This is a genomic window from Snodgrassella sp. ESL0304 (genome assembly GCF_013344995.1).
Lineage (GTDB): Bacteria > Pseudomonadota > Gammaproteobacteria > Burkholderiales > Neisseriaceae > Snodgrassella > Snodgrassella alvi.
The window spans coordinates 37,086-61,717 of record NZ_JAAEDR010000009.1 but is presented as its reverse complement, the minus strand read 5'-3'; the positions used below and the strand labels follow the sequence as shown (position 1 = coordinate 61,717).

18 protein-coding genes are annotated in these 24,632 nt (G+C 42.6%); 4 read left to right on the top strand and 14 right to left on the bottom strand.

What is annotated here, in order from left to right; translation table 11 throughout:
- Positions 1 to 785: 785 nt before the first annotated feature.
- The 3 genes from mqo to uvrB form a co-directional block, all read right to left on the bottom strand.
- Complete coding sequence (gene mqo / locus GYX91_RS01715; RefSeq protein WP_084550029.1) at positions 786 to 2,297, bottom strand: malate dehydrogenase (quinone); 1,512 nt, start codon at positions 2,295 to 2,297, stop codon at positions 786 to 788.
- Positions 2,298 to 2,681: 384 nt separating this feature from the next.
- Positions 2,682 to 3,137, bottom strand: a complete 456-nt coding sequence (locus GYX91_RS01710; protein WP_144235831.1) for a hypothetical protein — start codon at positions 3,135 to 3,137, stop codon at positions 2,682 to 2,684.
- A 163-nt stretch (positions 3,138 to 3,300) separates the two neighbouring features.
- Positions 3,301 to 5,328 (bottom strand): excinuclease ABC subunit UvrB, encoded by a 2,028-nt coding sequence (gene uvrB, locus GYX91_RS01705; RefSeq protein WP_084585002.1) that lies wholly within the window; start codon positions 5,326 to 5,328, stop codon positions 3,301 to 3,303.
- 500 nt (positions 5,329 to 5,828) lie between these two features.
- On the opposite strand from uvrB, the gene GYX91_RS01700 reads away from it, so the two are divergent.
- Positions 5,829 to 7,253, top strand: coding sequence for a P-loop NTPase fold protein (locus tag GYX91_RS01700; protein ID WP_174829775.1), 1,425 nt, complete (start codon positions 5,829 to 5,831; stop codon positions 7,251 to 7,253).
- A 133-nt stretch (positions 7,254 to 7,386) separates the two neighbouring features.
- Here the strand turns inward: GYX91_RS01700 and GYX91_RS01695 are convergent, their stop codons facing one another.
- The 3 genes from GYX91_RS01695 to GYX91_RS01685 form a co-directional block, all read right to left on the bottom strand.
- Positions 7,387 to 7,935 (bottom strand): hypothetical protein, encoded by a 549-nt coding sequence (locus GYX91_RS01695; RefSeq protein ID WP_084563732.1) that lies wholly within the window; start codon positions 7,933 to 7,935, stop codon positions 7,387 to 7,389.
- 274 nt (positions 7,936 to 8,209) lie between these two features.
- Complete coding sequence (locus tag GYX91_RS01690; protein ID WP_174829774.1) at positions 8,210 to 9,034, bottom strand: amidohydrolase; 825 nt, start codon at positions 9,032 to 9,034, stop codon at positions 8,210 to 8,212.
- 22 nt (positions 9,035 to 9,056) lie between these two features.
- Positions 9,057 to 10,325: an MFS transporter gene (locus GYX91_RS01685; RefSeq protein WP_078474769.1), complete on the bottom strand. Its 1,269-nt coding sequence runs from the start codon at positions 10,323 to 10,325 to the stop codon at positions 9,057 to 9,059.
- 1,020 nt (positions 10,326 to 11,345) lie between these two features.
- Between GYX91_RS01685 and GYX91_RS01680 the strand changes: the two genes are divergently transcribed.
- Positions 11,346 to 12,497, top strand: coding sequence for a hypothetical protein (locus GYX91_RS01680; RefSeq protein WP_174829773.1), 1,152 nt, complete (start codon positions 11,346 to 11,348; stop codon positions 12,495 to 12,497).
- A gap of 9 nt (positions 12,498 to 12,506) precedes the next feature.
- Here GYX91_RS01680 and GYX91_RS01675 read toward each other — a convergent pair whose 3' ends face one another.
- The 7 genes from GYX91_RS01675 to GYX91_RS01645 all read right to left on the bottom strand — a co-directional run bounded on the left by GYX91_RS01675 (position 12,507) and on the right by GYX91_RS01645 (position 21,007).
- On the bottom strand, positions 12,507 to 13,424 hold the full coding sequence (locus tag GYX91_RS01675) for a lysine exporter LysO family protein (protein ID WP_100125082.1): 918 nt from the start codon (positions 13,422 to 13,424) through the stop codon (positions 12,507 to 12,509).
- Between the two features lie 111 nt (positions 13,425 to 13,535).
- On the bottom strand, positions 13,536 to 14,312 hold the full coding sequence (locus tag GYX91_RS01670) for a ferredoxin--NADP reductase (RefSeq protein WP_084562489.1): 777 nt from the start codon (positions 14,310 to 14,312) through the stop codon (positions 13,536 to 13,538).
- A gap of 268 nt (positions 14,313 to 14,580) precedes the next feature.
- Positions 14,581 to 17,250, bottom strand: coding sequence for a preprotein translocase subunit SecA (gene secA, locus GYX91_RS01665; protein ID WP_174829772.1), 2,670 nt, complete (start codon positions 17,248 to 17,250; stop codon positions 14,581 to 14,583).
- A 448-nt stretch (positions 17,251 to 17,698) separates the two neighbouring features.
- Positions 17,699 to 18,115: a DciA family protein gene (locus GYX91_RS01660; RefSeq protein ID WP_025329996.1), complete on the bottom strand. Its 417-nt coding sequence runs from the start codon at positions 18,113 to 18,115 to the stop codon at positions 17,699 to 17,701.
- A 107-nt stretch (positions 18,116 to 18,222) separates the two neighbouring features.
- Positions 18,223 to 18,999 (bottom strand): ferredoxin--NADP reductase, encoded by a 777-nt coding sequence (locus tag GYX91_RS01655; protein WP_084585974.1) that lies wholly within the window; start codon positions 18,997 to 18,999, stop codon positions 18,223 to 18,225.
- Positions 19,000 to 19,046: 47 nt separating this feature from the next.
- A complete protein-coding gene (locus tag GYX91_RS01650; RefSeq protein ID WP_084585973.1) occupies positions 19,047 to 19,829 on the bottom strand; it encodes a J domain-containing protein in 783 nt (260 codons plus the stop codon).
- Between the two features lie 20 nt (positions 19,830 to 19,849).
- Complete coding sequence (locus tag GYX91_RS01645) at positions 19,850 to 21,007, bottom strand: PLP-dependent aspartate aminotransferase family protein (protein WP_025329993.1); 1,158 nt, start codon at positions 21,005 to 21,007, stop codon at positions 19,850 to 19,852.
- 256 nt (positions 21,008 to 21,263) lie between these two features.
- Between GYX91_RS01645 and folE2 the strand changes: the two genes are divergently transcribed.
- Positions 21,264 to 22,037 (top strand): GTP cyclohydrolase FolE2, encoded by a 774-nt coding sequence (folE2, locus tag GYX91_RS01640; protein ID WP_084550769.1) that lies wholly within the window; start codon positions 21,264 to 21,266, stop codon positions 22,035 to 22,037.
- A 149-nt stretch (positions 22,038 to 22,186) separates the two neighbouring features.
- Positions 22,187 to 24,046 carry a protein-disulfide reductase DsbD gene (gene dsbD / locus GYX91_RS01635; protein WP_238791300.1) on the top strand — a complete coding sequence of 620 codons (1,860 nt, stop codon included), beginning with the start codon at positions 22,187 to 22,189 and terminating at the stop codon, positions 24,044 to 24,046.
- A 77-nt stretch (positions 24,047 to 24,123) separates the two neighbouring features.
- Here dsbD and GYX91_RS01630 read toward each other — a convergent pair whose 3' ends face one another.
- Positions 24,124 to 24,495, bottom strand: a complete 372-nt coding sequence (locus tag GYX91_RS01630; protein WP_078474622.1) for a hypothetical protein — start codon at positions 24,493 to 24,495, stop codon at positions 24,124 to 24,126.
- Positions 24,496 to 24,632: the final 137 nt, after the last annotated feature.

Sequence of the window (24,632 nt, the reverse complement as noted above, 5' to 3'; positions counted from 1 at the left end):
TTACAGTACGCAGCAAAGATATATAAATCAATATATCAGGACTATATTTAAGCTTTAGCATCAATGTAATAGCTGATAGCGATGCAGTTATACGGAATCCTTGCATAATCAGTTTGTTTGTTTATCTTGAGTTTATTGTGTTATCGATATAGCGGTATTTTTATGTGTATGGATTTTCTATATAAGTTTTAGCGATAAGCACGGATATGCGGCTATTGTTCAGAAAATAAGATTTCTGCTGTGTCTGATAGTGATACACGGAAAAAAACAGTGTCCTATATCCGCTGGATTAAGCGGTATTATTATAAATGGAACATTGCTTAAAGATGCCGGATTGACGGTGAATGCAGGCTCTGCCCTGCTATCAGGAAAAATTTTTATCCGGCGGTATAAATCATACCTGTTGCGACTGGGCTGATACAAAAAAAACGCCACCGCATTTTTGAAAAATGAAGTGGCGCTTATTACTGCACTATATAGTTATAAGTGTTAGTTATAATTATATATTTTTGTATGTCTATGTTATTTACTTTTAACTTATACTAAATAAGTTTAATCCGTACAGCAAGTGTTTTTTTCAGTTTTATGCTTTAGTTGCGATTTTAAAATTATAGTGTTGGAAAGTAACTACAGTATAACCAGTACAGTAATAATTACAGACGAAACTATCACTGTATACCGGTACGTGTATGCTCTAAATTGCGGCAATAACACAAAAAAAACCAAATTCAGCAAGAATTTGGTAAGGAAGTTTATGGCAATAATGGTTTTTAGTATGTGTGTGTTCAGTTGTTTATGGTTTGTTGTTGCGGAGTATGTAAGTTAAGCGATTTAATTGTCCAGTCGCGAATACGCTGTACCAGCTCGGGGTTTTGTTCCAGTTTCTGACCATAGCTCGGTATCCATTCATGCAGTTTTTGCTTCCATTCGCCGCTGACTTTATCGGCAAAGCAGTGTTCGAGTAATTCAAGCATAATGGATACGGAAGTAGAAGCACCCGGAGATGCGCCTAACAGGGCAGCCAGTGTACCATCGGTAGATTTTACCAGCTCAGTACCAAACTGTAGCACGCCACCTTTTTGCGGATCTTTTTTGATTACCTGTACGCGATTGCCGGCAACGGCCAGATGCCAGTCTTCATCGCGGGCTTCGGGATAAAAGGTACGTAATTCCTGCATGCGGTCGGTAAAGCTTAATCGTACCTGCTGTATCAGGTAATGCTCAAGGGCGAAGTTATGTACGCCGACGGTGAGCATGGGGCAAATATTGGCAAAATTCAGAGTCTGGAACAGATCTTTAAATGAACCGCATTTGAGAAATTTGGTGGTAAAGCCGGCAAAAGGACCAAAAAGCAATGCATCTTCGCCATCGATAACCCGTTTATCAAGATGCGGCACACTCATCGGCGGGGCGCCGACTGATGCTTTGCCATATACTTTGGCATTATGCTGTCTGACAATTTCGGGATTTTTACATACCAGCCACTGACCGGATACGGGAAAGCCGCCGTAGCCTTTGCTGGCTTCAATCTGGCTTTTCTGTAGCAGTCTGAGGGAGCCGCCACCTGCGCCAATAAATACAAAGCGGGCAGATACTTGTTGGCAGGTTTGATTAATTAAATCTTTGATTTTCAGGTGCCAGCGGCCATCTTGCTGTTTCAAGTCGATAATTTCGTGTTGCAGATGCAGTTGACAGCCGTGACTGGTGAGGTTGTTAATCAGGATGCGGCTTAAGGCGCCGTAATTGACATCGGTACCCAGATCCGACCAGGTAACGGCTATTGGCTCACTGTTATCCCGCCCCTGCATCATGAGCGGCACCCACTGGCTAATCTGCTCTTTATCTTCGGTATAAACCATATCCTGAAACAGGCGGTATTGCTGCAAGGCGGCAAAACGTTTACGCAGAAAAGCAACATCAGTTTCACCGCGTACAAGGCTCATATGCGGCACACTGCGGATAAATTCACTGGGATTGGCAATCATGCCGGCATCGACAAGTGATGCCCAGAATTGTTTGGACAATTCAAACTGTTCGATAATTTTAATTGCTTTGGATACTTCGATTGTGCCGTCTTTCAGCTCAGGGGTGTAGTTGAGTTCGCACAGGGCTGAATGACCGGTACCGGCATTATTCCATGCATCTGAGCTTTCTGTAGCCACTCCAGCGAGACGTTCGTAGATATTAATCTGCCAGTCTGGCTGTAACCCCTTAAGAAAGGTTCCCAGTGTCGCGCTCATTATGCCGGCGCCGATTAATACTACGTCTGCTGAGCTATCGCTATTGGTGTTTTTCATAACGCAAACTCTTTTCTCTTCTCTTCAGGCTACTCTGATTAAATGTTTATCTGGAAGTTCGCACACGGAGTAATCAATATTGGTGTGATTTACTTGTTTTTGACTTAAATCATTGACAATAACAAGTGGTTAATTTAAGCACTTTTACTAACAGGCAGCAATAGCAAAATACGGTATGTACCAGACTCTATGGCTTTTTATTAACTATTTTATTGTTTATTAAGAAAATTGTTTTTTATTAGCATGACAATGCTATTTTATAGTAACAGCAAATGATTATATCTTTATTGTTTTAAATTAATTTTTATATATTTTTATACAAATTTTTACAAATCAATAACAAGGGTATTATAACTATGCCGGCTATGACCGCTGCGGTTATGGCTATTTTTTCTGTGCCTGTTGTTGCAAACGGCTTACACACAGCGCACTGATGGCGGCGGCCAGTGCATTAAACAGTATCGGTATCCAGTCCAGCGGCCAGCTAAATAGCCAGTTTTGCAGAAGTGCGACTGAAAAAGCAATAATGGCGGCGGCTGCGGCTGCGCTGAGCAGAAAGCGCGGCAGACGCCAGACAAAATAAGAGCAGAATACGGCCGCCAATAGTGAAGGAACTAACGCAAAAAGCATGCAGCCACAGATAAGTACAAGAATAAGCTTGATATCATTGAAATTAAGTAAGCTGATCTGCATCAAGGGCAGTTCACTATTGGCGCGCCAGTAAAATAATATAGTACAGAATAAAGCGGTGATGATTACACTGCTTAGCGTTTGCAGCATAATTGCGGGCAGTCTGGCCAAAGCTGATGGATGATGGGTATGGATCTGCTTGTGCTGCATGATGCTGTCCCGTTCTGATCGGCCGGCTAACAGGAGCCGGCTTGTGTTATTCAGTGTACCTGACAATGCCGTATGCAAGTATGCTGTTTGGTGTTAAGTATCTCTGACTACTCCGGCATGATACTAGATACTTTACCGCAGCCGGTGCAGAAAAAGCCAGTGATTAAGCTTCGCTGGCACCAAATAACAGATTTTCTTTAATCGCACGGATTTTGTCCCGAATCTGTGCTGCCTCTTCAAACTGTAAATCACGTGCAGCAGCCTGCATGGCTTTTTCCAGTTTGGCGATTTCTTTAACAGCATCATCTTCGTTATGGATTTCTCCAACTTTGAGTTTGCTGCGACCTCGCCCTTTGCTGCCGTTTTCATCGTGGTAAACGCCATCTATCAGGTCGCGTACCTGTTTTTTAATTTGCTGAGGCACGATACCGTGTTCTGCATTAAAGGATATCTGGCGGGCACGGCGGCGCTCGGTTTCGTCTATGGCGGCTTTCATGGAATCGGTAATTTTATCGGCATACAGTATAGCTTTACCGTTAACATTGCGGGCAGCGCGGCCTATGGTCTGAATCAGGCTGCGGTGACTGCGCAGAAAACCTTCTTTATCCGCATCCAGAATTGCCACCAGTGAAACTTCGGGAATATCCAGCCCTTCACGCAGCAGGTTAATACCTACCAGTACATCAAACAATCCCAGACGCAGGTCACGAATGATTTCTACCCGTTCGACGGTATCAATGTCACTGTGCAGATAGCGCACTTTTACACCCAGCTCGGCGTAGTAATCGGTAAGCTGTTCGGCCATGCGTTTGGTTAGCGTGGTGACCAGCACGCGCTCGCCCAGCTCGCGGCGGATATTGATTTCCGAGAGTAAGTCGTCTACCTGTGTAGCCACAGGACGGATAATGATTTCCGGATCCACCAGACCGGTGGGTCGCACCACCTGCTCGACTACCTGACCGGCATGTTCTTCTTCATATTTCGCCGGTGTAGCCGACACAAATATGGTTTGCGGCATCACCCGCTCAAATTCATTGAATTTTAACGGCCGGTTATCCCGCGCAGACGGCAGGCGAAAGCCATAATCCACCAGATTCTGCTTACGTGAAGCATCGCCCTTGTACATACCGCCAATCTGGCTGACGGTAACATGGCTCTCATCGATAAACATCAGTGCATTTTTGGGCAGATAATCCATTAATGTAGGCGGCGGCTCTCCTTCCGGTTTGCCGGAAAAGTGGCGTGAGTAGTTTTCAATACCTTTGCAAAAACCCATTTCATAGAGCATTTCCAGATCAAAGCGGGTGCGCTGTTCAATGCGCTGCGCTTCGACCAGTCTTCCTTCATGGGTAAACCATTTAATCCGGTCGCCCAGCTCCTGTTTGATGTTTTCGCATGCCCGCAATACGGTTTCGCGCGGGGTAACATAGTGGCTGGACGGGAATACGGTATAGCGCCCGACCCGCTGTTGCAGGCTGCCGGATATCGGGTCAAACAGCTGCATGCGGTCTACTTCGTCGTCAAACAGGCTGACACGCAAAGCCAGCTCAGAACTTTCTGCAGGGAAAATATCAATCACATCACCGCGCACGCGGAAAGAACCGCGGGCAAAGTCGATATCGCCCCGCTCATACTGCATGGCTACCAGACGCGCGATGATATCGCGCTGGTCGATTTTCTGCCCTTCTTTCAGGTGCAGAATCATCTGGTGATACTCATTAGGGTCACCAATACCATAAATGGCCGATACAGTTGCCACAATCACCACATCCTGACGCTGCATCAGGCTTTTGGTGGCACTCAGACGCATCTGCTCGATATGCTCGTTAATGGCCGAATCTTTTTCAATAAACAGGTCTCGGCTGGGCACATAGGCTTCCGGCTGATAGTAATCATAATAGGAAACAAAATACTCGACTGCGTTTTCCGGAAAAAACTCACGCATTTCCGCATATAACTGGGCGGCAAGCGTTTTGTTATGCGCCATGATAATTGCCGGCCGGCCGCTTCGGGCAATCACATTGGCCATGGTGAATGTTTTACCGGAACCGGTAACGCCGAGCAGAGTCTGGCCGGACAAACCGTCTTCCAGCCCCTCCAGCAATCCTTTGATTGCAGCCGGCTGATCACCAGCAGGGGGAAATGGCTGGTGCAGTTTAAACACACTACCCGGATACTGAATAACATCCATAAGTTGGTAACCTAAATAAAATTCAACTCAGCAAAAAATCACGGCTGAAACAGCCAAAACCGCCGGCAGCGGTTTTGGCTTACAAATAAGGCCATTACAGGTAAAAAGCAAGTTTGAGCATAATGCTTTATATCACTTTTGCTTGCTGAAATACCGGCTGCTGCCAGACTTTACTTTTTATGGTGGTTTTCTAACAAATCACTTATTTAATCAGAAAGTTAATATTCCACAGCAGCCAATCAGGCATATTATGCCGAGCCTGCCCTGCCGGCCGGTGGTTTTGCGTTAGCCGACAGCAGGCAATAGATGGTTGGTGTAATCATACTGCGCCCTGTCTGGCTGTGTTGTAAAACCCGCTAACGGGTCTATTTTTATGCGCTTTTCCGGATTGATTTCTGTATTACAGCCATTCAGAAATATTATAATCAAATCATTGATTACACCAACCAGAATAACCGGTGAGTACCGGCAGAATATTGTTATACAGGGGAAAAAGTATCATGGGTAAACTCAGTCTGGGCAAATGCCAGCCAATTGAAATTGATGCCGATAATCCGTTTAAAAACGATGCACTGGGCAGAGAAACCAATATCACCGTCCTGACTCAATTTATTACCAGCTTTGAACAGTCTATTGTACTGTGTATTGATGGTGGCTGGGGACAAGGTAAAACCACCTTTATCAAAATGTGGCAGCAGTACCTGAAGAATCTGCATATACCTACAATTTATTTTAATGCTTGGGAAAGTGATTATACTGACGATGCCTTGATTGCACTGATTGGGGAAATTAGTTTATCTATAAAGGAATTAGAATTTCAGGATAAAACTAAGGCTGAAAAAATAATTGCCCGTATCTATGAATATACAGCCAATCTTACTAAAGTTGTTTTACCTTCTGTTACTAATCTAAGCATTAAAGCCCTTTTCGGCTGTTTCACCAATACAAATGAACTAGCCAAAGCCTTAGGTGCATTAAGTGAATCTCTGGTGAAAGAACAGATTAAGAAATACGAAAAATCTCGCAAAACTTTAAGCAAATTTAAAGAAGAATTAAGTAAGCTGGCACAATGTTATACGGGCGGCGATAAACAAAAGCCGTTGATAATTTTTATTGATGAACTGGATCGCTGTCGCCCTGATTTTGCGATTGAGGTGCTGGAAAAAGCCAAACATTTGTTTAATGTGGATAATATTATTTTTGTACTGGCGACGGATAAAACTCAGCTTGGTCATTCTATCAGGGCTGTGTACGGTCAAGGGCTGGATGTTAACGGCTATCTGCGCCGGTTTATTGATTTTGATTATTTGCTCCCACTATCAAATCACACATATATTGAATATTTAATAAATAAATATTCACTTAAAAAGTATTTACTGAAAAAAGAAACACACTATATCGATCCTAAAAGTTTTTTAGAAAATATGGTTGATAAATATAATTTAACTTTAAGAGAACAAGAAGCATTCTGTAATATTTTCAATATTATTGTTAGAACGAAAAATGATGCCTGGTTTGACCATTGGGTGATTTTTATATGCATCTTTTTAATTATATTGAAATTAAAATTTCCGGATATATATAAAAATTTGGAAAACAAAAATAATAGTTATAGTGATTTTCTTGATGAAACAATAAAAAATATTGATTCACATTGTACTTCAGATGATATAAATTCTAATTGTTACTTAGAATTATTAGAATTTTTATTTTTAGAATTTTTAAGATCGTTGCCATATATTTATAATTCAAATTCATTAGAAGAAGTAATTAAGAAAAATGCAAAAAAATTTAATTTTGATGTAAATAAAATAGATAGGCTATTAGGTATTCCTGTTAGATATGGAGATCCTTGTATAAGTTTACCAATACTGTTAGACATAAAAAACTCCATTGAAATTTCTAATTCATTTGAAATTAATTAATTTTCCGGATAGGTATTTATCTACATTTTCTATCTTCTGTTTCCGAATAAAGAATTAATATCCAGAAATATTGAAAACTGCTGGCAAAAATAACATTTGAATAAAAAAACCGCCATACAGGCGGTTTAAATATTTATTTTTTCGGTGTACGTTTAGAATAATCAATGGCTTTGTAATAATCTGCGCCACTGCCTGCCGGCGGTTTGGCTGCCTTCTTAAGACAGGCATTAATCACTGTTTCATCATTCAGTCTGAACTGTTTACTGTCCAGTTTACCGCTTAAGGCCTGATTTTTGATTTTTTTAGCGATATTGATTAAATCCTCACGTGACATGAAACCGGTCAGATTATAAATCCGGTTCTCAGCAATTTCCTTTTCAAGGCCGTTTCTTTTTATCAGATTATAATATTGCAGCATGCCATTATTCAGATATTCTTCCGGCGTGCCTTTCAGAAACGCCGCTCTGATTTCGGTGGAAACAACATTATCGGCAGCAGATAAAGATTTCTGCCCTTTGTAGGCCATGTCATACTGATTGTTGGCTGTGGATACAAAAGCTTTTAACGTAATGCACTGCGGCGGCAGATCATTCACATCGCTGGTTTCATAATTGTATTCTTTGGCAGCAGCGCCTGCCGATATACAAAACAATAAGACAGAGGTAAGCAGCAGTTTGTTCATACGGTTTTCCTGGTTAATCAGATATTGCTTTAACTTTATTTATCAAATCAGATAAAGCAGAGCTTCTATTCAGACAGCAGACAATAAAGCTTAAATTCTGTTTCTCTTAATCCATGATAACTTCACAATAAAGATATCAATGAATGATTAATGTTTAAAGATATAGTTTATATGGTAAATAAGTTTTATATTTTTTTGTCTGCCGAAGTCATTTTCTCCGCATACTGAGTTGATTACTTACCTAAGTGATTTCAGTTAGTCAAATCAGCATTTTTTAGATAAATCTGAATAGCTTTGCCGGTGTATCCCAGAGTATATTGTGTGTCAGCTGTTTATCCTGCAACAGCATATTCAGCTGTGCAGACAGATAATCAGAGGTAATCTGCTGTTCAAATTGGGTATGCGGCCAGTCACTGCCCCACATCAGCCGGTGGCTGCCCAGATTTTCTACTAATAAAGGGATGGCAGAAGTAAAGAATTTGTGACCTTCTGCTGCGGCTGCACTAATCCGGTATGCTCCGGACAGTTTGCACCATATCATTCCGCTACGCCCCCACTCGAGTAACTGCTGAAAACCATAATCGCGGGCAGGCTGACAATCCGATGGCCGGCCGAAATGATCAATCACCACTTTCACATTCTGTTTGAGCAGTGTTGCAATCATGTCACTGAGTTTGTTACTGCGGCAATGTACTTCTACATGCCAGTTGAGCTCTTTTACTTTATCAAGCAGATTTTGCCATGAATCGGTTTGTAAATCCGGCTGGACACCATCAATAATATTCAGGCGTATACCGACAATACCGCCTTTATCCAGTGCTGCAAGTTCAGGCATTGTGATAGAGGGCTCAACACAGGCAACGCCTCTGAGACGGGGTTTAGTCTGTGCAATAGCCTGAAGCATAAAGCTATTGTCATAACCCAGAAAACTGGGCTGAATCAATACGCCATGTGTGCAGCCATGAGCATCCAGATGCGCCAGATAATCAGCGAGCGGCGCATTTTGTGCCGGTGTGTAGCGGCGGCCGGCTACCATCGGTAAATCCAGCATAAAAACATGGGCGTGGCTGTCTATAATACCCACTGACTCCTGATTCATGTTATTTCTCTTTCTCAATCTGCTATTTGTCTGATATCTGACCGTCCTGATCAATTTCGCTTAAGTCGCGCCCTTTGGTTTCCGGTAACAGCAATACGCTAATGACCACGATTGAATAAGCCCAGCTGGCATCTATACCGATGGCTGAACCCAGCGACATTGAAGCGCTCATATGCCCCACCAGAGACGGAAATGCAGAGGAAAGAATACGGCCGAAGTTATAACAGAAGCCTACTCCTGCACCTCTGTATTTCTGCGGATACAATTCATTAAATAATGCCCCAAGACTGGAGGGGATGCCGGCAGCAAAGAATCCCAGCGGAAAACCCAGAAACAGCATCTGGGTATTGGTTAAGGGGACAAACAGATAAATACGTACAGTAATCACACAACATATAGCAAAGCAGGCAACATTAAAACGTCTGCCGATTTTATCGAGTAAAACTGAACTGGCCATACAGCCACACCAGAAGGCAACGATGATTACTGCCAGATAGGCACTGGAATTGAGCACAGAAAGGTGGCGTTCTTCTTTCAGATACGTAGGCAGCCATGACATGATTGCATGATAACCGCCATGTGCGCCCAAACCCAGTAAACCGCCTAGTAAAGTAATACGAATCAGTGAAGGAGAAAAGATACCGAACAATGCTTCTTTAATAGGCATGCTGTTTTCGTTTTTCGAAACTACGCTAGCTTGTTTTACTGGCTCCTGTACATGCCGGCGTACATAGAAAATCAGTAATGCCGGCAATAAACCAACTGCAAACATGATGCGCCAGGCGAAAGTTTCCGGAGCCAGACTGAATACAATGGAAAATAGTATAACAGCCAGTCCCCATCCCACTGCCCATGCACTTTGTACTGTTGCCATCACTTTGCCGCGATACTGGCTGGAAATGGTTTCTGCCATCAGTACAGCTCCGGCTGCCCATTCACCGCCAATACCAAATCCCTGTAAAGCTTTCAGCACCAGCAACCAGTGATATTCGGTAACAAATGCCGCCAGAAATGTAAAAATTGCAAACCATATAATCATAATTTGCAATGTTTTAACGCGTCCGTACCGGTCTGAAAGAGCTCCTGCAAACCAGCCACCCAGTGCTGAAGTGACAAGTGTGGCACTACTGAATAAGCCGGCCTCCCCTCTACTGATAGCAAAATATACAATTAGTGACGGAATCACCAAACCAAACATCTGTGTTTCCAGAGCATCGAGTGCCCAGCCACTAAAGCATGCCCAAAAGGTTTTTCTTTCATTTCCTGATACTGCCCGGTACCACGTAAACATAAAGTTTCTCTTTCTTTATCTAATTTAGAGAAGATCAATTTGTTGTGCTTGCAGCAGAGATAGAACTTAATTTTTAAAACTTTATGTCTTTAATTTACGCTTAATAGCATTTAAAGCCAATAAAAAAACATAATGTTATTCAAAACAAAATAAAACAGATGAAATTTTTCATTAATAACCCTTTTTTTGATAATCAATCTATTAAACATTAAGATATACAAGATTTATCTTTCCAGATATATACACTAGTATATTAGTCTTTTTCCATTTAACTACAATTATATACAATAAAGTTTTGATTTTAAGCAAATCTTTAAGTCTTTATTGCACACAAAGGTTATTAATTAATAAATTATTTTAATTCTAATAAAATTGGTACATTTTGTGCACCTTTTTTTCTATTACATTTGTTTTAGCAACAAACTATGAAAATTTATTCTTAATAAAGAATATTATTTTAATAATAATATTTTTTTAAAAATAAATACCAATAAATATCCAATATCTATCCGTAGTTGTCCCTGACAAGCGTTAAAACATTCATTTTATTTGGCATACAATTTATGCAAATAATATTAAATGATTATTATGGTGAATGAACCATTTTATGGTCAGACAATATATATTTTTATTTTATTTTTATAAAAAATTATATATATCTTTGTCTTGATGTTTATTTATCATCCATCTTATTCTCCCTGAGTTTAAACTTTGATTAAATTAAAACAAACCCATATATCAGATTATATTTTTAAACAATATATCTAATCAAATTAATTTTTACATAAAAAATTTAATTTTAACATTAAATTTCTCTTACTTCATTCGATTTCTCTCACATAAATTTTTAATAACCACTGCTTATCTTTTTAAAATTGATTATTTCAACCTCAAAAAAATACAGGTACTAATTAAAACTGATATTTTGAGGATTTTTTATTAAGTTATGTAATATTTTTCTTTACAATATAAGTTATATTAATAAAATTGTTGGTATTTTAAAAAAGAAATCATATTTAAATGGATATTAAACAAATTAAAACTGATTCAGACAAAACAACTGAATCACTTAACACTGAGGAACAACAAGTAGTAAATGAGCATTTTAAATTACTAGTGCATAATGCAATAGATTTTTTAGAAAAATCAGTCAATTATTTTGAAAATGATTTGAAGGTTTCTATTATTTGCTTGTGCTCTGCTTTTGAACTTTTTCTCAAAGCTCGAATAATTAAAATTGACTGGAAACTAATTTTTAAAAAGCAAAAAAATGCAACGATAGAAAATTTTATTAACAAAGAATTTACTTCTATTAATCCTGACGAAGCTAAAAAAATTCTTCAAAAATTTGATAAAGATAGTTTATATTTAATTAATCATAAAGTTTTTGAAGAATTAAAAGACCTTAGAAATAATATTATTCATTTTTTTTCAGAAGATACTCAAAATGAGGACAAAGATAGGATTATCATAAACCGATATAAAGCTCTTTATTGTTTAGATAAATTATTACAAAATCAATGGAAAGAATTCTTTAAGGATTTCGATAGAAAACTTAAGATTATTACAAAAATGCTATTAGAGCATAAACCATATCTGCAACTTAAATATGACAACTTACAGGATGAATTAAAAAGTTATGAGATTAAAGAAACTTGTAATGTTTGCAGCTTTAATTCATCAGTTAAAACAAATATATACCATAAATTGATTACAGAATTTACCTGTAAAGTATGTGAAACAATGCAATTTCAAATCAAATATAATTGTCATAATTGCAAAACAGATATACTCTTAAAAATTCCAACCTCAATAAAATTAGAACCCCAAGAATTAAACACACTAATTTGCACGAAATGTGATGATGAAATTGTAGCTGATGATATTCATACCTATTTAGCTAATAATCAAAAAACTATATATGTTACTGATTCTGATAATTTAGACCAAAAATGGGTAACTTGTTGGTACTGTGAAAAAGAAGGTTCTTGTGTCGAATTAGAAAAAGATTATTATTTTTGTTTAAACTGCTTTGCTTTTGCATCAGGTATTTCTAAATGCCAATACTGTAATCACTCATTTACGGGTAAAGATACATTAGATGAAGAAGATAGTTATGTTTTTGGATGCCGATTTTGTGAAGGATATTTAGGGAATAATTGTCATAATTAATATTATCTGTTAAAACTGTAGTGATGAAAAAAACACCATCAATACTGGCGAAGTAATATTAACAATAAAACCAAAGCTGATTGCCACCGGTACAGCAGTAATGCCGCCGGAAGACTGTATTACTGGTAAAGTAAAATCCAGACTGGTTGCACCACCTACGCTGACGGCTGTAGTAGGATAACGACGCATCAGTACGGGAATAAAAATAAGGGCAAAGAATTCGCGTGCCAGATCATTAAACATGGCAATACTGCCCCAGACAGCCCCGTAAGCCTGACTCATGATAATGCTGGAAAGTGAATACCAGCCATAACCGCTGCTAAGTGCCAGCCCTTTACTTACAGACACATCAGGCATAATCAGGGCAAATAGCAAACCGCCAAGCAGGCTGGCCAGTGTGAATAATCCGGCACAGATAACGCCGCGGCGATTGAGAAATACCTGATGCAGAGTAATGCCGCTGCTGCGCAACTGCATGCCCACCAGTAAAAGTAAAATTATCAGCGCTTTATTAACAGCAGCCAGCGGGCTGCCCAGCCAGTCAAAAGAGAGATAATTGCCGGCGATCAGCCCGGCAAGCAGACAACCAACCTGCTTGAGACTGCCCATAATACTGGTACTGCCGGACTGGCCTGTTTGCTGCTGCCGGTTCAGCCGCCACGGATAACGGCGGTCAAACCAGATAAATATCAGTAGATTGGCTGCGATCAGGCAGATGAATAATACCGCTACAGTTAAGCTGATATTAGCCAGTTGTGCGCCCAGATCGGGCTCTTGCGCCAGTGATAATCCTATTAGAAATAAAATCAGATATACCAGCCATGCCAGCCCGTAATTCAGCCAGTTTACAACCCGTACCGGTGTGGGTATGCAAAATCCGATAAACAAGGGAATCAGGATGATTAGCAGGGAGATTAAATGTTGCATGGATAATTGTGTACGGCAAAATTGGGATAATAAACGGTTTGGCTACAGGCTGGTACAAAACAGGCAGCACATTGTGTGACAATGGCTGCCTGTGAAATATACGTTCAGGTTTTACTGGTCAACGAAAGCGCGTTCGATAACGTAGTCACCACGCTGCCCCATTTTCGGGGAAATAGTCAAACCAAAACTATTAAGTGTTTCACAGCTGTCTCTGAGCATTTCGGGGCTGCCGCAAATCATCGCCCGGTCGTCAGCAGGATTAATCGGCGGCAAGCCAATGTCGGTAAACAGTTTACCCGATTTCATTAAATCAGTCAGGCGTCCGTGATGGATGAAATCTTCCCGGGAAACCACCGGATAGTAAATCAGTTTTTCACGTACTAATTCACCCAGATATTCATGATTGGGTAACTCTGTGGTGAAATGATCAAAATAGGCCAGATCTTTTTTATAGCGCACGCCGTGAATCAGAATAATTTTTTCAAACTGTTCATAGATGTCCGGATCTTTGGTTACGCTGAGAAATGGTGCCAGACCGGTACCGGTAGACAGCAGATACAGATGTTTGCCGGGGTTAAGGTCACCGACAATCAGGGTACCGGTGGGCTTTTTACTCACCAGTACTTCGTCACCCGGTTTCAGATGCTGTAAGCGGCTGGTTAACGGACCATCCTGTACTTTAATACTGAAAAAAGCCAGCTCTTCTTCCCAATTGGCACTGGCAATACTGTAGGCTCTCATCAGGGGTTTACCGTCTACCATCAGACCAATCATCACAAACTGACCATTCTGAAAACGTAATGATTCGTCCCGTGTGCAGGTAAATGTGAAATATGCGTCTGTCCAGTGGTGTACAGACAATACTTTTTGTGTGTTATAGGCTGCCATTAATTATCCATGGTTAAGGAAAGCGGTATTATTAGCGTAAACCGAAAACACGCCAGCTTTCTGTTGCCATTCAGGGACATTTTATGCTCTGGTTGCTGACGTAAGGTGTGAATTTTAAGACAATTTGATGTGCTGTTCAATGGGTTTTAGAGTATTCACTTTAATAAAAGTACTCTGTTTCAGGCAGTTTTATCTAAACAGCAGTAAATATATCAACAGGTTGCCATAAATATAGCAACCTGTTGATGTTAAGCTGGTTTATCCGCAGTTACAGACGGCCATGGCACAGTTTGTATTTCAAACCGCTGCCACACGGGCACGGATCGTTACGACGAATAACAATACCGCGTGCTTCCAGAGCTTCGGGGCTGAAATCTTCATCTTCTGCTACATTATCAGCAGCGAATACTTCTTGCTGCTCTTCTTCAGAGGCCGGTTGAAAACGCACTGAAATCAGCAATGAAGCAACGGTATGGCGAATATTGCTCCACATGGCCTGAAACATTTCAAATGCTTCGCGTTTGTATTCCTGTTTCGGATTTTTCTGGGCATAACCGCGCAGATGAATACCCTGACGCAGGTAATCCATATCGGCCAGATGTTCACGCCAGCGGCTGTCAATGATTTGCAGCATAATGTCGCGTTCAAATTTGCGCATGGTGTCGATGCCAACCAGTTCGACTTTATAAGCATAATCTTTTTCTACTATATCCAGCAGACGTTCAGAAATGCTTTCGTTGTCGAGGCTGTTGTCTTCTTTAAGCCAGTCATTGATGGAAACTTCAATATTGTAATCAGCAGCCAGTTTGTTTTCCAGACCGGAAATATCCCACTGCTCCTCCATACTATCCGGCGGAATAAAGCTGTCTACAGTATCAACAATTGCATCATGGCGTATTTCCTGCATCATACCGTCAATATCGTTGCTGGCCAGAATATCGGCACGCTGATGATAAATAACCTTACGCTGGTCGTTGGCTACATCATCGTATTCAAGTACTTGTTTGCGCATGTCGAAGTTACGGTTTTCGACTTTGCGCTGTGCTCCTTCAATCTGACGGTTGAGCATTCCGGCTTCTATGGCTACGCCGCGTTCAGGAGCCAGACGGTTAAGAATGGCTGTTGCACGGTCAAGTGCAAACAGGCGCAACAGCGGATCTTCAAACGACAGGTAAAAGCGGCTGGAACCGGCATCACCCTGACGACCGGCACGGCCGCGCAGCTGATTATCAATACGGCGGCTTTCATGGCGTTCGGTACCGATAATGTGTAAACCGCCAGCTGCAATCACGGCATCGTGGTCAATCTGCCATTGCTGCTGTAATTTGTCGATTTCGCTCTTTTTCGCTTCTTCGGTGAGGCTGTCGTCGGCATTAATGGCATCTATTTGCGGTTTGATATTGCCGCCGAGCACAATATCCGTACCACGACCGGCCATATTGGTGGCTACGGTAATCATGCCGGGGCGGCCTGCCTGAGCAATAATATCCGCTTCACGCGCATGTTCTTTGGCGTTGAGAACATTGTGCCTGAGGTGTTCTTTATCCAGCAAGGCGGATACCAGTTCGGAATTTTCAATACTGGTGGTACCAACAAGGATTGGCTGACCTTTGGCATGGCGCTCTTTGATATCGGCAACTACAGCTTCGTATTTTTCTTCGATAGAACGATATATCTGGTCGTTCAGATCTTTACGTATCATCGGGCGGTTTGGCGGGATGATAACGGTTTCCAGACCGTAAATATTCTGGAATTCAAAGGCTTCCGTGTCGGCAGTACCGGTCATGCCGGCCAGTTTGTCATACAGACGGAAGAAATTCTGGAAAGTAATGGAAGCCAGTGTCTGGTTTTCTTTGTTGATTTCCACGCCTTCTTTGGCTTCAACAGCCTGATGCAGACCATCAGACCAGCGCCGGCCGGCCATCAGGCGGCCGGTAAATTCGTCAACAATAATTACTTCACCATCCTGTACCACATAATGCTGGTCGCGCTGGTAGAGTGTATAAGCACGCAGCGCAGCCATCAGATGATGCATCAGCATGATATTGGTGGTGGAATACAGGGAATCACCTTCCTGCAGCAAACCCATTTTGGTGAGAATCTGCTCGGCATGCTCATGCCCCTGATCACTGAGCACTACCTGCCGTGCTTTCTCGTCTACCCAGTAATCGCCCTCACCGTCTTCGCTTTTCTGGGCAATCAGCTGTGGCGGAATCTGATTCATTACCTGATAAAGGGTGACGTTATCGTCAGCCTGACCGGAAATAATCAACGGTGTACGGGCTTCGTCAATCAGAATGGAGTCTACTTCATCAACTACCGCAAATGAGAGCTCACGCTGCACTTTTTCGCTTTGATCACTTACCATGTTGTCGCGTAAATAATCGAAGCCGTATTCATTGTTGGTACCGTAGGTAATATCAGCCAGATAAGCAGCTTTTTTATCGGCATGATCCATGTTGCTGATAATGATGCCGACAGACATGCCCAGAAATTCATACAGCGGACGCATGATTCCGGCATCACGTGCAGCCAGATAATCATTCACGGTAACTACATGTACGCCTTTACCGGTCAGAGCATTCAGATAGACGGCTGTCGTGGCAACCAGTGTTTTCCCTTCACCGGTACGCATTTCGGCAATTTTGCCATAATGCAGTACCATACCGCCGATAAGCTGCACATCAAAATGCCGCATACCGAGTACACGCTTACTGGCTTCACGGCATACGGCAAAAGCTTCTACCAGCAGGCTATCGAGTTTTTCCCCATCAGCCAGACGTTGTTTGAATTCAGCAGTTTTAGCCTGTAGTTCAGTATCGCTTAAAGCCTGAATTTGTGGTTCGAGCGCATTGATTCTGGATACTTCTTTACGATATTGTTTCAAAAGCCGGTCGTTGCGGCTTCCGAGAATTTTTTTTGCTAAGTTTTTCAACATAAATCAACAGTCCGGCACCTGCTGGCGCAATAAATAGTAAGCTGGAAATAGGAGATTTTAACACAAGCGCCTACGCTGCTGTGCGGCTGTTTGCATGCCTGTGTCAATTATGTGCAATCTGAAGCTGTTCAGAAGTTACTGATTGCTGTTTATGGTGCTTAATATAATGGTAAAACCCTTTTTTCCAAGCATTGTCTGACACAACAGAAGCTGTTCATGTCTTTAACGCTGCTATATGAAGATGAAAAAATTTATATGCAATACCGATTATTACTGTTCCGGCAACTGAATTTTGTTTAAAAATAGTTGATTGCACACCAGTAGAAGGATATTGATTCATAATCAGAACTGAATAAATATTATTTATATTTCTTTAATTTTGTCATCCTGATTAAATTATTTTTTATCATTGCTTAAAGCGTCTGACAAATACACAGGCTGAAATAGCTCAATTGCTCTTTTCACTTAAACGGCGCAGTGCTGCCGCTAGCTCTGGATGATGTGTTAAGGCCTCTGCCGAACGTGCCAGCGTATCGCGCGCCACAGGGCTTAAACTGGCATGCTTTACTGCTTCGGGTTTTGATTCTGCCGGCTGAACTTTAACCTTTACAGTTTCAATTGAAGCATCAATCTGCCGCAGTTGCGGCAATAATGCCGGCAACACCATACGTAAACGTGAAGCAGCCATACTATTTTGCGCAATCACCACCAGACAGCCGGTGCGTACACAGGCAACACTAAACTGAGTTCGCATACTTGCCGGCAACTCTTGTTTCAGACAGTTACTCAGGCGTTGCCAGTGTGCGGATTGCTGCAATAATTGATTAAGCTGGGCGTTTTTTTTGCCGAATTGATTCAGGTTCATACTGCCATACTAACTTAATTTGCCGGTGACATCAGAATATTTGGTTTAGTTTGAAAGTTATAGCTAAGTTTACACTCGTTATATCAGGAGCTGATTTTATCCGGTGATTAAAAGCCGTTTTCCATAATAATCTGTCCCGGTACTCTGTTACGGTGCATGCTATAGCCCATATCCAGTAAGGTCTGAAAAGTATCGGTGACCATGGCCGGATTACCACACAGCATAAAACGGGTTTGTTCAGGGTTGAAATTCAAACCCAGTCCCTCTGCCAGCGTACCATTCTGCAATAATTGCGGCAGACGCTGACCGAGTGCTCCGGCAGTAGGTTCACGGGTAACCACCGGCTGGTAAGTCAGTTGGTCTGTATATTCGCCAATCAGAGGGTGATGGATTAACTCGTTTATATGCTGGCTGAAAATCAGTTCATTGGCATATGAAACGGAATGTACCAGTCCGATATGCCGGAAACGTTCCCAGACAGCAGGCTGTTGCAGCATAGACAGAAACGGCGCAATGCCGCTGCCGGTACTGAGCATGATCAGCTGCTCGCCATCAGTAAACCGCCCTGGCAGAAAAAAGCCAAAAGCGGTTTTATCCAGCAATATAGAATCGCCCGCCTGCAATTGTGCCAGCCGGGCACTCATCGGTCCGCCTTCAATCAATACCACAAAGTATTCGAGTGTATCTGCATATTCGGCAGATACAACAGAATAGGCGCGCCAGATAAAACCTGCGCCATCACGAAAGCCCAGACGCGAAAACTGACCGGCACTGAAGCGATAGGCTTCAGGCCGTGTGATGGCAAAAGTCAGCAGTTTAGGGGTATGCTGTTTGACCCAGAGTACGGTTTCTTCAGTAAATTTGGCTTCTGCGGCAGCCTGCATGCAGTTATTCCTGTGTGTGAACCACCGCCTGAGCGGTGACAGTATGATTACAGTCTGATATCGATATCCTGATATTTTCGGCTGGCTTCGGTATGACTGATTTCAATACCATCACTTACTGCCCATTTTCCATCATTAATACGCTGGTATTGCAGGCTGAAACTGCCATCACCGATTTTATGCAGGGTAAAGGTTTCGCCCGCCGGAATATAAAAGGTGCGTATAGCTGTAAATTTACCGGCGTGCAATTCGTATAATTGGGCAAATACCGGCGATTGCAAGGAGGTGGCATGTACGACAATATTGTTATTGCCGCGCTCACGCAAAACCGGATAGCCGGATACATAAGCAGCTTTAAGCGGGAAAAGTTGCCCATTGGGTGCCGTGGTAACTGGCATGCTACTCTGCTCATTAACGTTATTAGCCGGCGGATATGCCAGCCTCCACCACACTCCGCCCATAGCAATCAGTACGGCAATCCCCACAATCCATAACCAGCCGTGACCGCGTTCGTGCAGGTCGACAACTTTATCCTGATGGTTAGGCAATAAAACCGGAGGCGCAAATGGTGTCTGCCGGCGCGCCAGCAATGCAGGTGACAACCTTGCCTGCAGGCTTTGCCGCGCAATCCACACATCATGATGATGGCGCTGCTCCGGATCAGACAATACTGCATATGCTTTATTAATCTCAGCCATACGCTGATGTGCCTGCGGATTATGCGGATTGCGGTCCGGATGGTATTTTTGTGACAAAGCCCGATAGGCCGCACGAATGACTTCGTCGGATGCCCCTTGAGCAACATTTAATACTTCATAATAATTGTGCACGGATTTTTCACTTACACAGGTTAAATCAAGGTATTGAGTGCATGATTGATATCATCCCAGATATCTTCAATATCTTCGATACCGGCTGAAATACGCAGCAGGCCTTCACGGATGCCCAGTGATTCTTTAACTTCTTTACTCATGCCGCTATGCGACTGGCTGGCACTGTGATTAATCAGGCTTTCGACGCCACCAAGGCTGGCCGCCATCCGAATCATGCGCAGATTTTTTATCACACTATTGGCTGCTTCGCGACTGTTCTGACGTAAATAAATGGAGACCACTCCGCCAAAACCATGCTGCATCTGTTTACAGGCGATATCATGGTGTTCATGTTCCGCCAGACCCGGATAAAATACTTTTTCTACCGCAGGGTGCTGCTGCAAGCGTCTGGCCAGCTCAGCCGCATTGGATAAATGCCGGTCCATACGTACAACCAGTGTTTTGATACCGCGTAATACCAGTGCACAGTCCATCGGACCGGCCACGCCGCCGGTATTAATACTTAAGGCACGTAATAATTTTGCATGTGCAGGATCTTTTACCACAACAATACCCATCAGCACATCTGAATGTCCGCACAGGTATTTGGTTGCGGAATGAAAGACGATATCCACACCCAGATTCAGCGGATTCTGTACGTAGGGTGTCGCAAAAGTATTATCCATACCGACAATGGCACCGGCAGCTTTGGCTTTAGCAGACAGTTCGGCGATGTCTACCAGACGCAGCAGCGGATTACTCGGGGTTTCCAGCCATACCATTTTTACTTTGGTCTGTGCCAGTATCCGGTCCAGATTATCCGGATTGGTAAGATCGGCAAAAATAACGTTAACACCCCACTGGGCATATACTTCGGTTAATAAATCATAAGCTCCGCCATAAATATCGGCTACCGCAACAATGGTATCACCCGGCCGCAGAAAAGTACGCCACACAGCATCGATTCCGGCCATACCACTGCCATAGGCAAAACCGGCACAGCCATTTTCCAGCTCGGCGACTGTGTCTTCAAGTACTTGCCGTGTCGGATTGGAAATACGCGCATAACGGAACGGAATATTTTCGCCGATTTCATTCATGGCGAACATGCTGTTCTGATAAATAGGCGGCATTAGGGCACGGTTATGCTCTTCCGGCTGATAACTGGAATGGATGGTCTGTGTGGCAAATTTCATATTTTCTCCGTTTGATTACTGGTTTTGCTGTTCAGACAGCTGTTTATACGGGTAACGGCATTAATACTGAGGCTGCTAGTTTAGCACGCACTCTGGTTATCAGGCAGCATGCTGTTTCTTTTACACTAATCCCGACTGATTTGCTCGGAATTAAGGCATACAGTATAATTTTATGCCTTATATGCCGGCGGTTTCTGTGGTTTAACCATACTGCGCCGGCTGGATTCAGATTTGTTTTGCAAGGAAAAGTATCAGAATGGACACTATTGCCGACGTGCAAAGCAGTGTTGATAAACGCAATATGCCAATCAATCAGGTTGGTGTGAAAGGCTTACGCCTGCCGCTGAGTATTATTTGTGCTGCAGGTAAACAACATACTGTTGCTGATTTAACCATGACTGTGTCACTGCCGGCCGAACAGAAAGGCACACATATGTCACGCTTTATTGAGTTAATGCAGACACAGCATGACAGTATTGATTTTGCTGTACTGCGGCAGCTGACTGCCGCCATGTTAGAAAAACTTCAGGCAACGGCTGGTAAAATCAGTATGCGCTTTCCTTTTTTCCGGCAAAAGCAGGCTCCGGTAAGCGGTATTTCCAGCCTGCTGGATTATGAAGTGGTACTCAGTGGCGAAATTCAGGCTGGTATTTATCAGCAAACATTACAGATCATTATTCCGGTTACCAGCCTGTGTCCGTGCAGTAAGGAAATTTCTGCTTACGGGGCGCATAATCAGCGTTCACATGTCACTGTTACGCTGGTATGCACTGAATCAATTGCTGTTGAAGAAATTATTGATCTGGTAGAACAACAGGGTTCATGTCAGTTATACGGTTTGCTGAAACGGCCGGATGAAAAGTATGTTACTGAATATGCTTATGATAACCCCAAATTTGTTGAAGATATGGTTCGTGATGTTGCTACCGCGCTAAAAACTGATACACGTATTCAGTCTTTTACTGTAGAAAGTGAAAATTTTGAATCTATTCATAACCATTCTGCCTATGCACTGATACAATACCCGTAAACTGATTGTTTGCAGACTTAGCTTTATCTGGTAAACGAAATCAGAAAGCACTTAAGGGGAGATAATGACTACCCTTCGGTTCTGCCGGTAGTCATTTTCTTTGTTGATTGTTCAGGTTGAAATTACACTGGTTACAGTGACCATTTTTTATGTATCACAATCCTACCCGTTCTCGTGTCTGTATGACTTCCCTGTTAAAACTGATGTTTATGCTGCTGGTATTGCTGCCGGGGCTGAATAGTGCAGTGCTGGCTGCGGACAATAAAAAATTATTACCGCCGGAACAGGCTTTTGTACCGGAACTGATTGTTCATAATCAGGATATTCGTGTACATTTTGTTATTGCCGACGGCTATTACCTGTACCGGAATAAAATTCAGATTACTACTGAACCGGCAGATATCTTTGGTGAAGGACAATTTATCCGGCAGGGACAGCAAAAGCACGATGAGTTTTTTGGTACCCAGCAGGTTTACTATAATTATGCAGACGCAGTCTGGCACTATAGATCAGATGCACAGACTGTTCCGTATCAGTTAACTTTATCTTATCAGGGCTGTGCAGATGCAGGAATCTGTTATCCGCCGGTAGAAAATACATTTACCATCAGCCGTACCGGCAAATATCGTATTACGCCACAATCAACGCATATTCAGCCAGTCCCGCCGGATACTTTTACTGATCCTCCGGTTAAAGCTCCGCCACCGGAGTGGTCAGGCAGCTCAGGCGGGGACAGTCTGTTTCAGCTTTCCCGCGCAACACTGATTACCAATTTAATGACATTTTTTATTGCCGGTATGGGATTGAGTCTGACAGCATGCATGTATCCGCTGCTGCCGATAGTATCAGCCATCGTCATGGGTACCCGCCGGAAAACCACTAAATTGCGGGCATTTATCCTATCATTTGTTTATGTACAGGGGCTCGCTTTTACCTATACTATTGTTGGTATTGTTACTGCCCGTACCGGTGCGTTTCTGACCGGATGGCTGCAACAGCCTGCGGTAGTGCTGGCTGCCGCAGCCATACTAGTGATACTGGCTTTATCAATGTTTGATTTATACAGTATTCAGTTGCCGGCACGCTGGCAGACGTTTTTTCAGCGGGTCAGCGGCCGCTTTCATGGCGGACATTTGCTCTCTGTGCTGATAATGGGGGCATTGTCAGCGCTGATTGTCGGTCCCTGTGTCGCACCACCTCTGGCTTTTGCACTGGGTTATATTGCGCAGAGCGGGGATGCTGCTCTGGGCGGCATGGCTCTGTATGTTATGGCGCTGGGTACGGGCATTCCGCTGATTCTGATTTCTGTATTCGGTGTGCATATTCTGCCCCGTGCCGGTAAGTGGATGATTGGTGTCAAATATCTGTTCGGTCTGATGCTGCTGGGTGCAGCTACCTATATTGCCACTCCGTTTCTGAATTACTATCTGGTAGTCACTATTTATACTTTGCTGATGCTGATACCGGCAATCTATTTAGGCTGGCAGTGGTATCATTCATCAGTACGTCAGCGCTGGTTTAATGCGATTATCGGTATACTGTTTCTGGCTTGCGGGATTGGTTTTGTTTCTGCCAGCATAATGAACTGTGTGACGCCTTTACATCGTTTTCTTACTTTAACACCGCCAAACGGTCAGCATTTCGGTCGTTATTTCGATAAGCCGGAACAATTGCGTCAGGCTATGCAAGAGTTGTTTGATGAAGATCCGAATAAGCCGGTACTGGTAGATTTTTATGCAGACTGGTGTATATCCTGCAAGGAAATGACCGCATTTACTTTAAGTAAAGCTTCAGTCAGACGGGTAATTGAAGAAAAGCGTTTTTTGCAGATTGATGTAACCAATAATACGCCGGCACAACGCAGAATGATGCAACGCTATGGTCTGTACGGACCTCCGGGATTATTTGTTGTACACAGAAACGGCTATCGCAGCCAGCCACTGATTGGCTATGTACCGGCATCAGAATTGTTAAGCTGGTATGACAAACAAGTACAGAAAGCACAATAAATTCACAGCCTCTTTGCTTGCAAAGAGGCTGTTGCACAGAGAATTAACAGTGCATACTTTTTCTGTTTGAGTGTGTTTCAATCCTGATAATGACGATCAGCCACTTTCAAAGCGCGCCGTGCCAGTGCCAGATTGGCTGTTTTGCGGTCGAGTACCATAAACATAAACACACCTTGAACATTCTTCATCGGCCGTAATAAATAATATTGTTTATGCAGGCTGATAAGAATATCGTCTATAGCATCTTCATTGTTGTCCTGACCATAAAGGCGCTCAATAGCTTTTATTTCTGAACGTACAATTTCGGTATTGCCGGCGGACAGAATGTCAAGATCCATACCTGACGGACTAACCCCGTCTATAAACATTCCGCTTTCATAATCCACGACAGCACACGCCATGACACCTTTAGTTGCCGCTAACTCACCAATGACGCCATCAAATCTCACTGTGATATCCTTCTTTATATTGCCAGTATTTTAATATGGCAGAGTATTTAATTACCTATTTTCCAATTTTTTCCAGCTTTTGACCAGTATTAACTAATTTTTATTAAAATTTTTTAGTTTAAATTCTGTAAATATAC

Excerpts from the sequence above, each read along its gene's own strand:
- mqo (WP_084550029.1), bottom strand. The coding sequence starts at position 2,297 with ATGAAAAACACCAATAGCGATAGCTCAGCAGACGTAGTATTAATCGGC.
- GYX91_RS01710 (WP_144235831.1), bottom strand. The coding sequence starts at position 3,137 with ATGCAGCACAAGCAGATCCATACCCATCATCCATCAGCTTTGGCCAGA.
- uvrB (WP_084585002.1), bottom strand. The coding sequence starts at position 5,328 with ATGGATGTTATTCAGTATCCGGGTAGTGTGTTTAAACTGCACCAGCCA.
- GYX91_RS01700 (WP_174829775.1), top strand. The coding sequence starts at position 5,829 with ATGGGTAAACTCAGTCTGGGCAAATGCCAGCCAATTGAAATTGATGCC.
- GYX91_RS01695 (WP_084563732.1), bottom strand. The coding sequence starts at position 7,935 with ATGAACAAACTGCTGCTTACCTCTGTCTTATTGTTTTGTATATCGGCA.
- GYX91_RS01690 (WP_174829774.1), bottom strand. The coding sequence starts at position 9,034 with ATGAATCAGGAGTCAGTGGGTATTATAGACAGCCACGCCCATGTTTTT.
- GYX91_RS01685 (WP_078474769.1), bottom strand. The coding sequence starts at position 10,325 with ATGTTTACGTGGTACCGGGCAGTATCAGGAAATGAAAGAAAAACCTTT.
- GYX91_RS01680 (WP_174829773.1), top strand. The coding sequence starts at position 11,346 with ATGGATATTAAACAAATTAAAACTGATTCAGACAAAACAACTGAATCA.
- GYX91_RS01675 (WP_100125082.1), bottom strand. The coding sequence starts at position 13,424 with ATGCAACATTTAATCTCCCTGCTAATCATCCTGATTCCCTTGTTTATC.
- GYX91_RS01670 (WP_084562489.1), bottom strand. The coding sequence starts at position 14,312 with ATGGCAGCCTATAACACACAAAAAGTATTGTCTGTACACCACTGGACA.
- secA (WP_174829772.1), bottom strand. The coding sequence starts at position 17,250 with ATGTTGAAAAACTTAGCAAAAAAAATTCTCGGAAGCCGCAACGACCGG.
- GYX91_RS01660 (WP_025329996.1), bottom strand. The coding sequence starts at position 18,115 with ATGAACCTGAATCAATTCGGCAAAAAAAACGCCCAGCTTAATCAATTA.
- GYX91_RS01655 (WP_084585974.1), bottom strand. The coding sequence starts at position 18,999 with ATGCAGGCTGCCGCAGAAGCCAAATTTACTGAAGAAACCGTACTCTGG.
- GYX91_RS01645 (WP_025329993.1), bottom strand. The coding sequence starts at position 21,007 with ATGAAATTTGCCACACAGACCATCCATTCCAGTTATCAGCCGGAAGAG.
- folE2 (WP_084550769.1), top strand. The coding sequence starts at position 21,264 with ATGGACACTATTGCCGACGTGCAAAGCAGTGTTGATAAACGCAATATG.
- dsbD (WP_238791300.1), top strand. The coding sequence starts at position 22,187 with ATGTATCACAATCCTACCCGTTCTCGTGTCTGTATGACTTCCCTGTTA.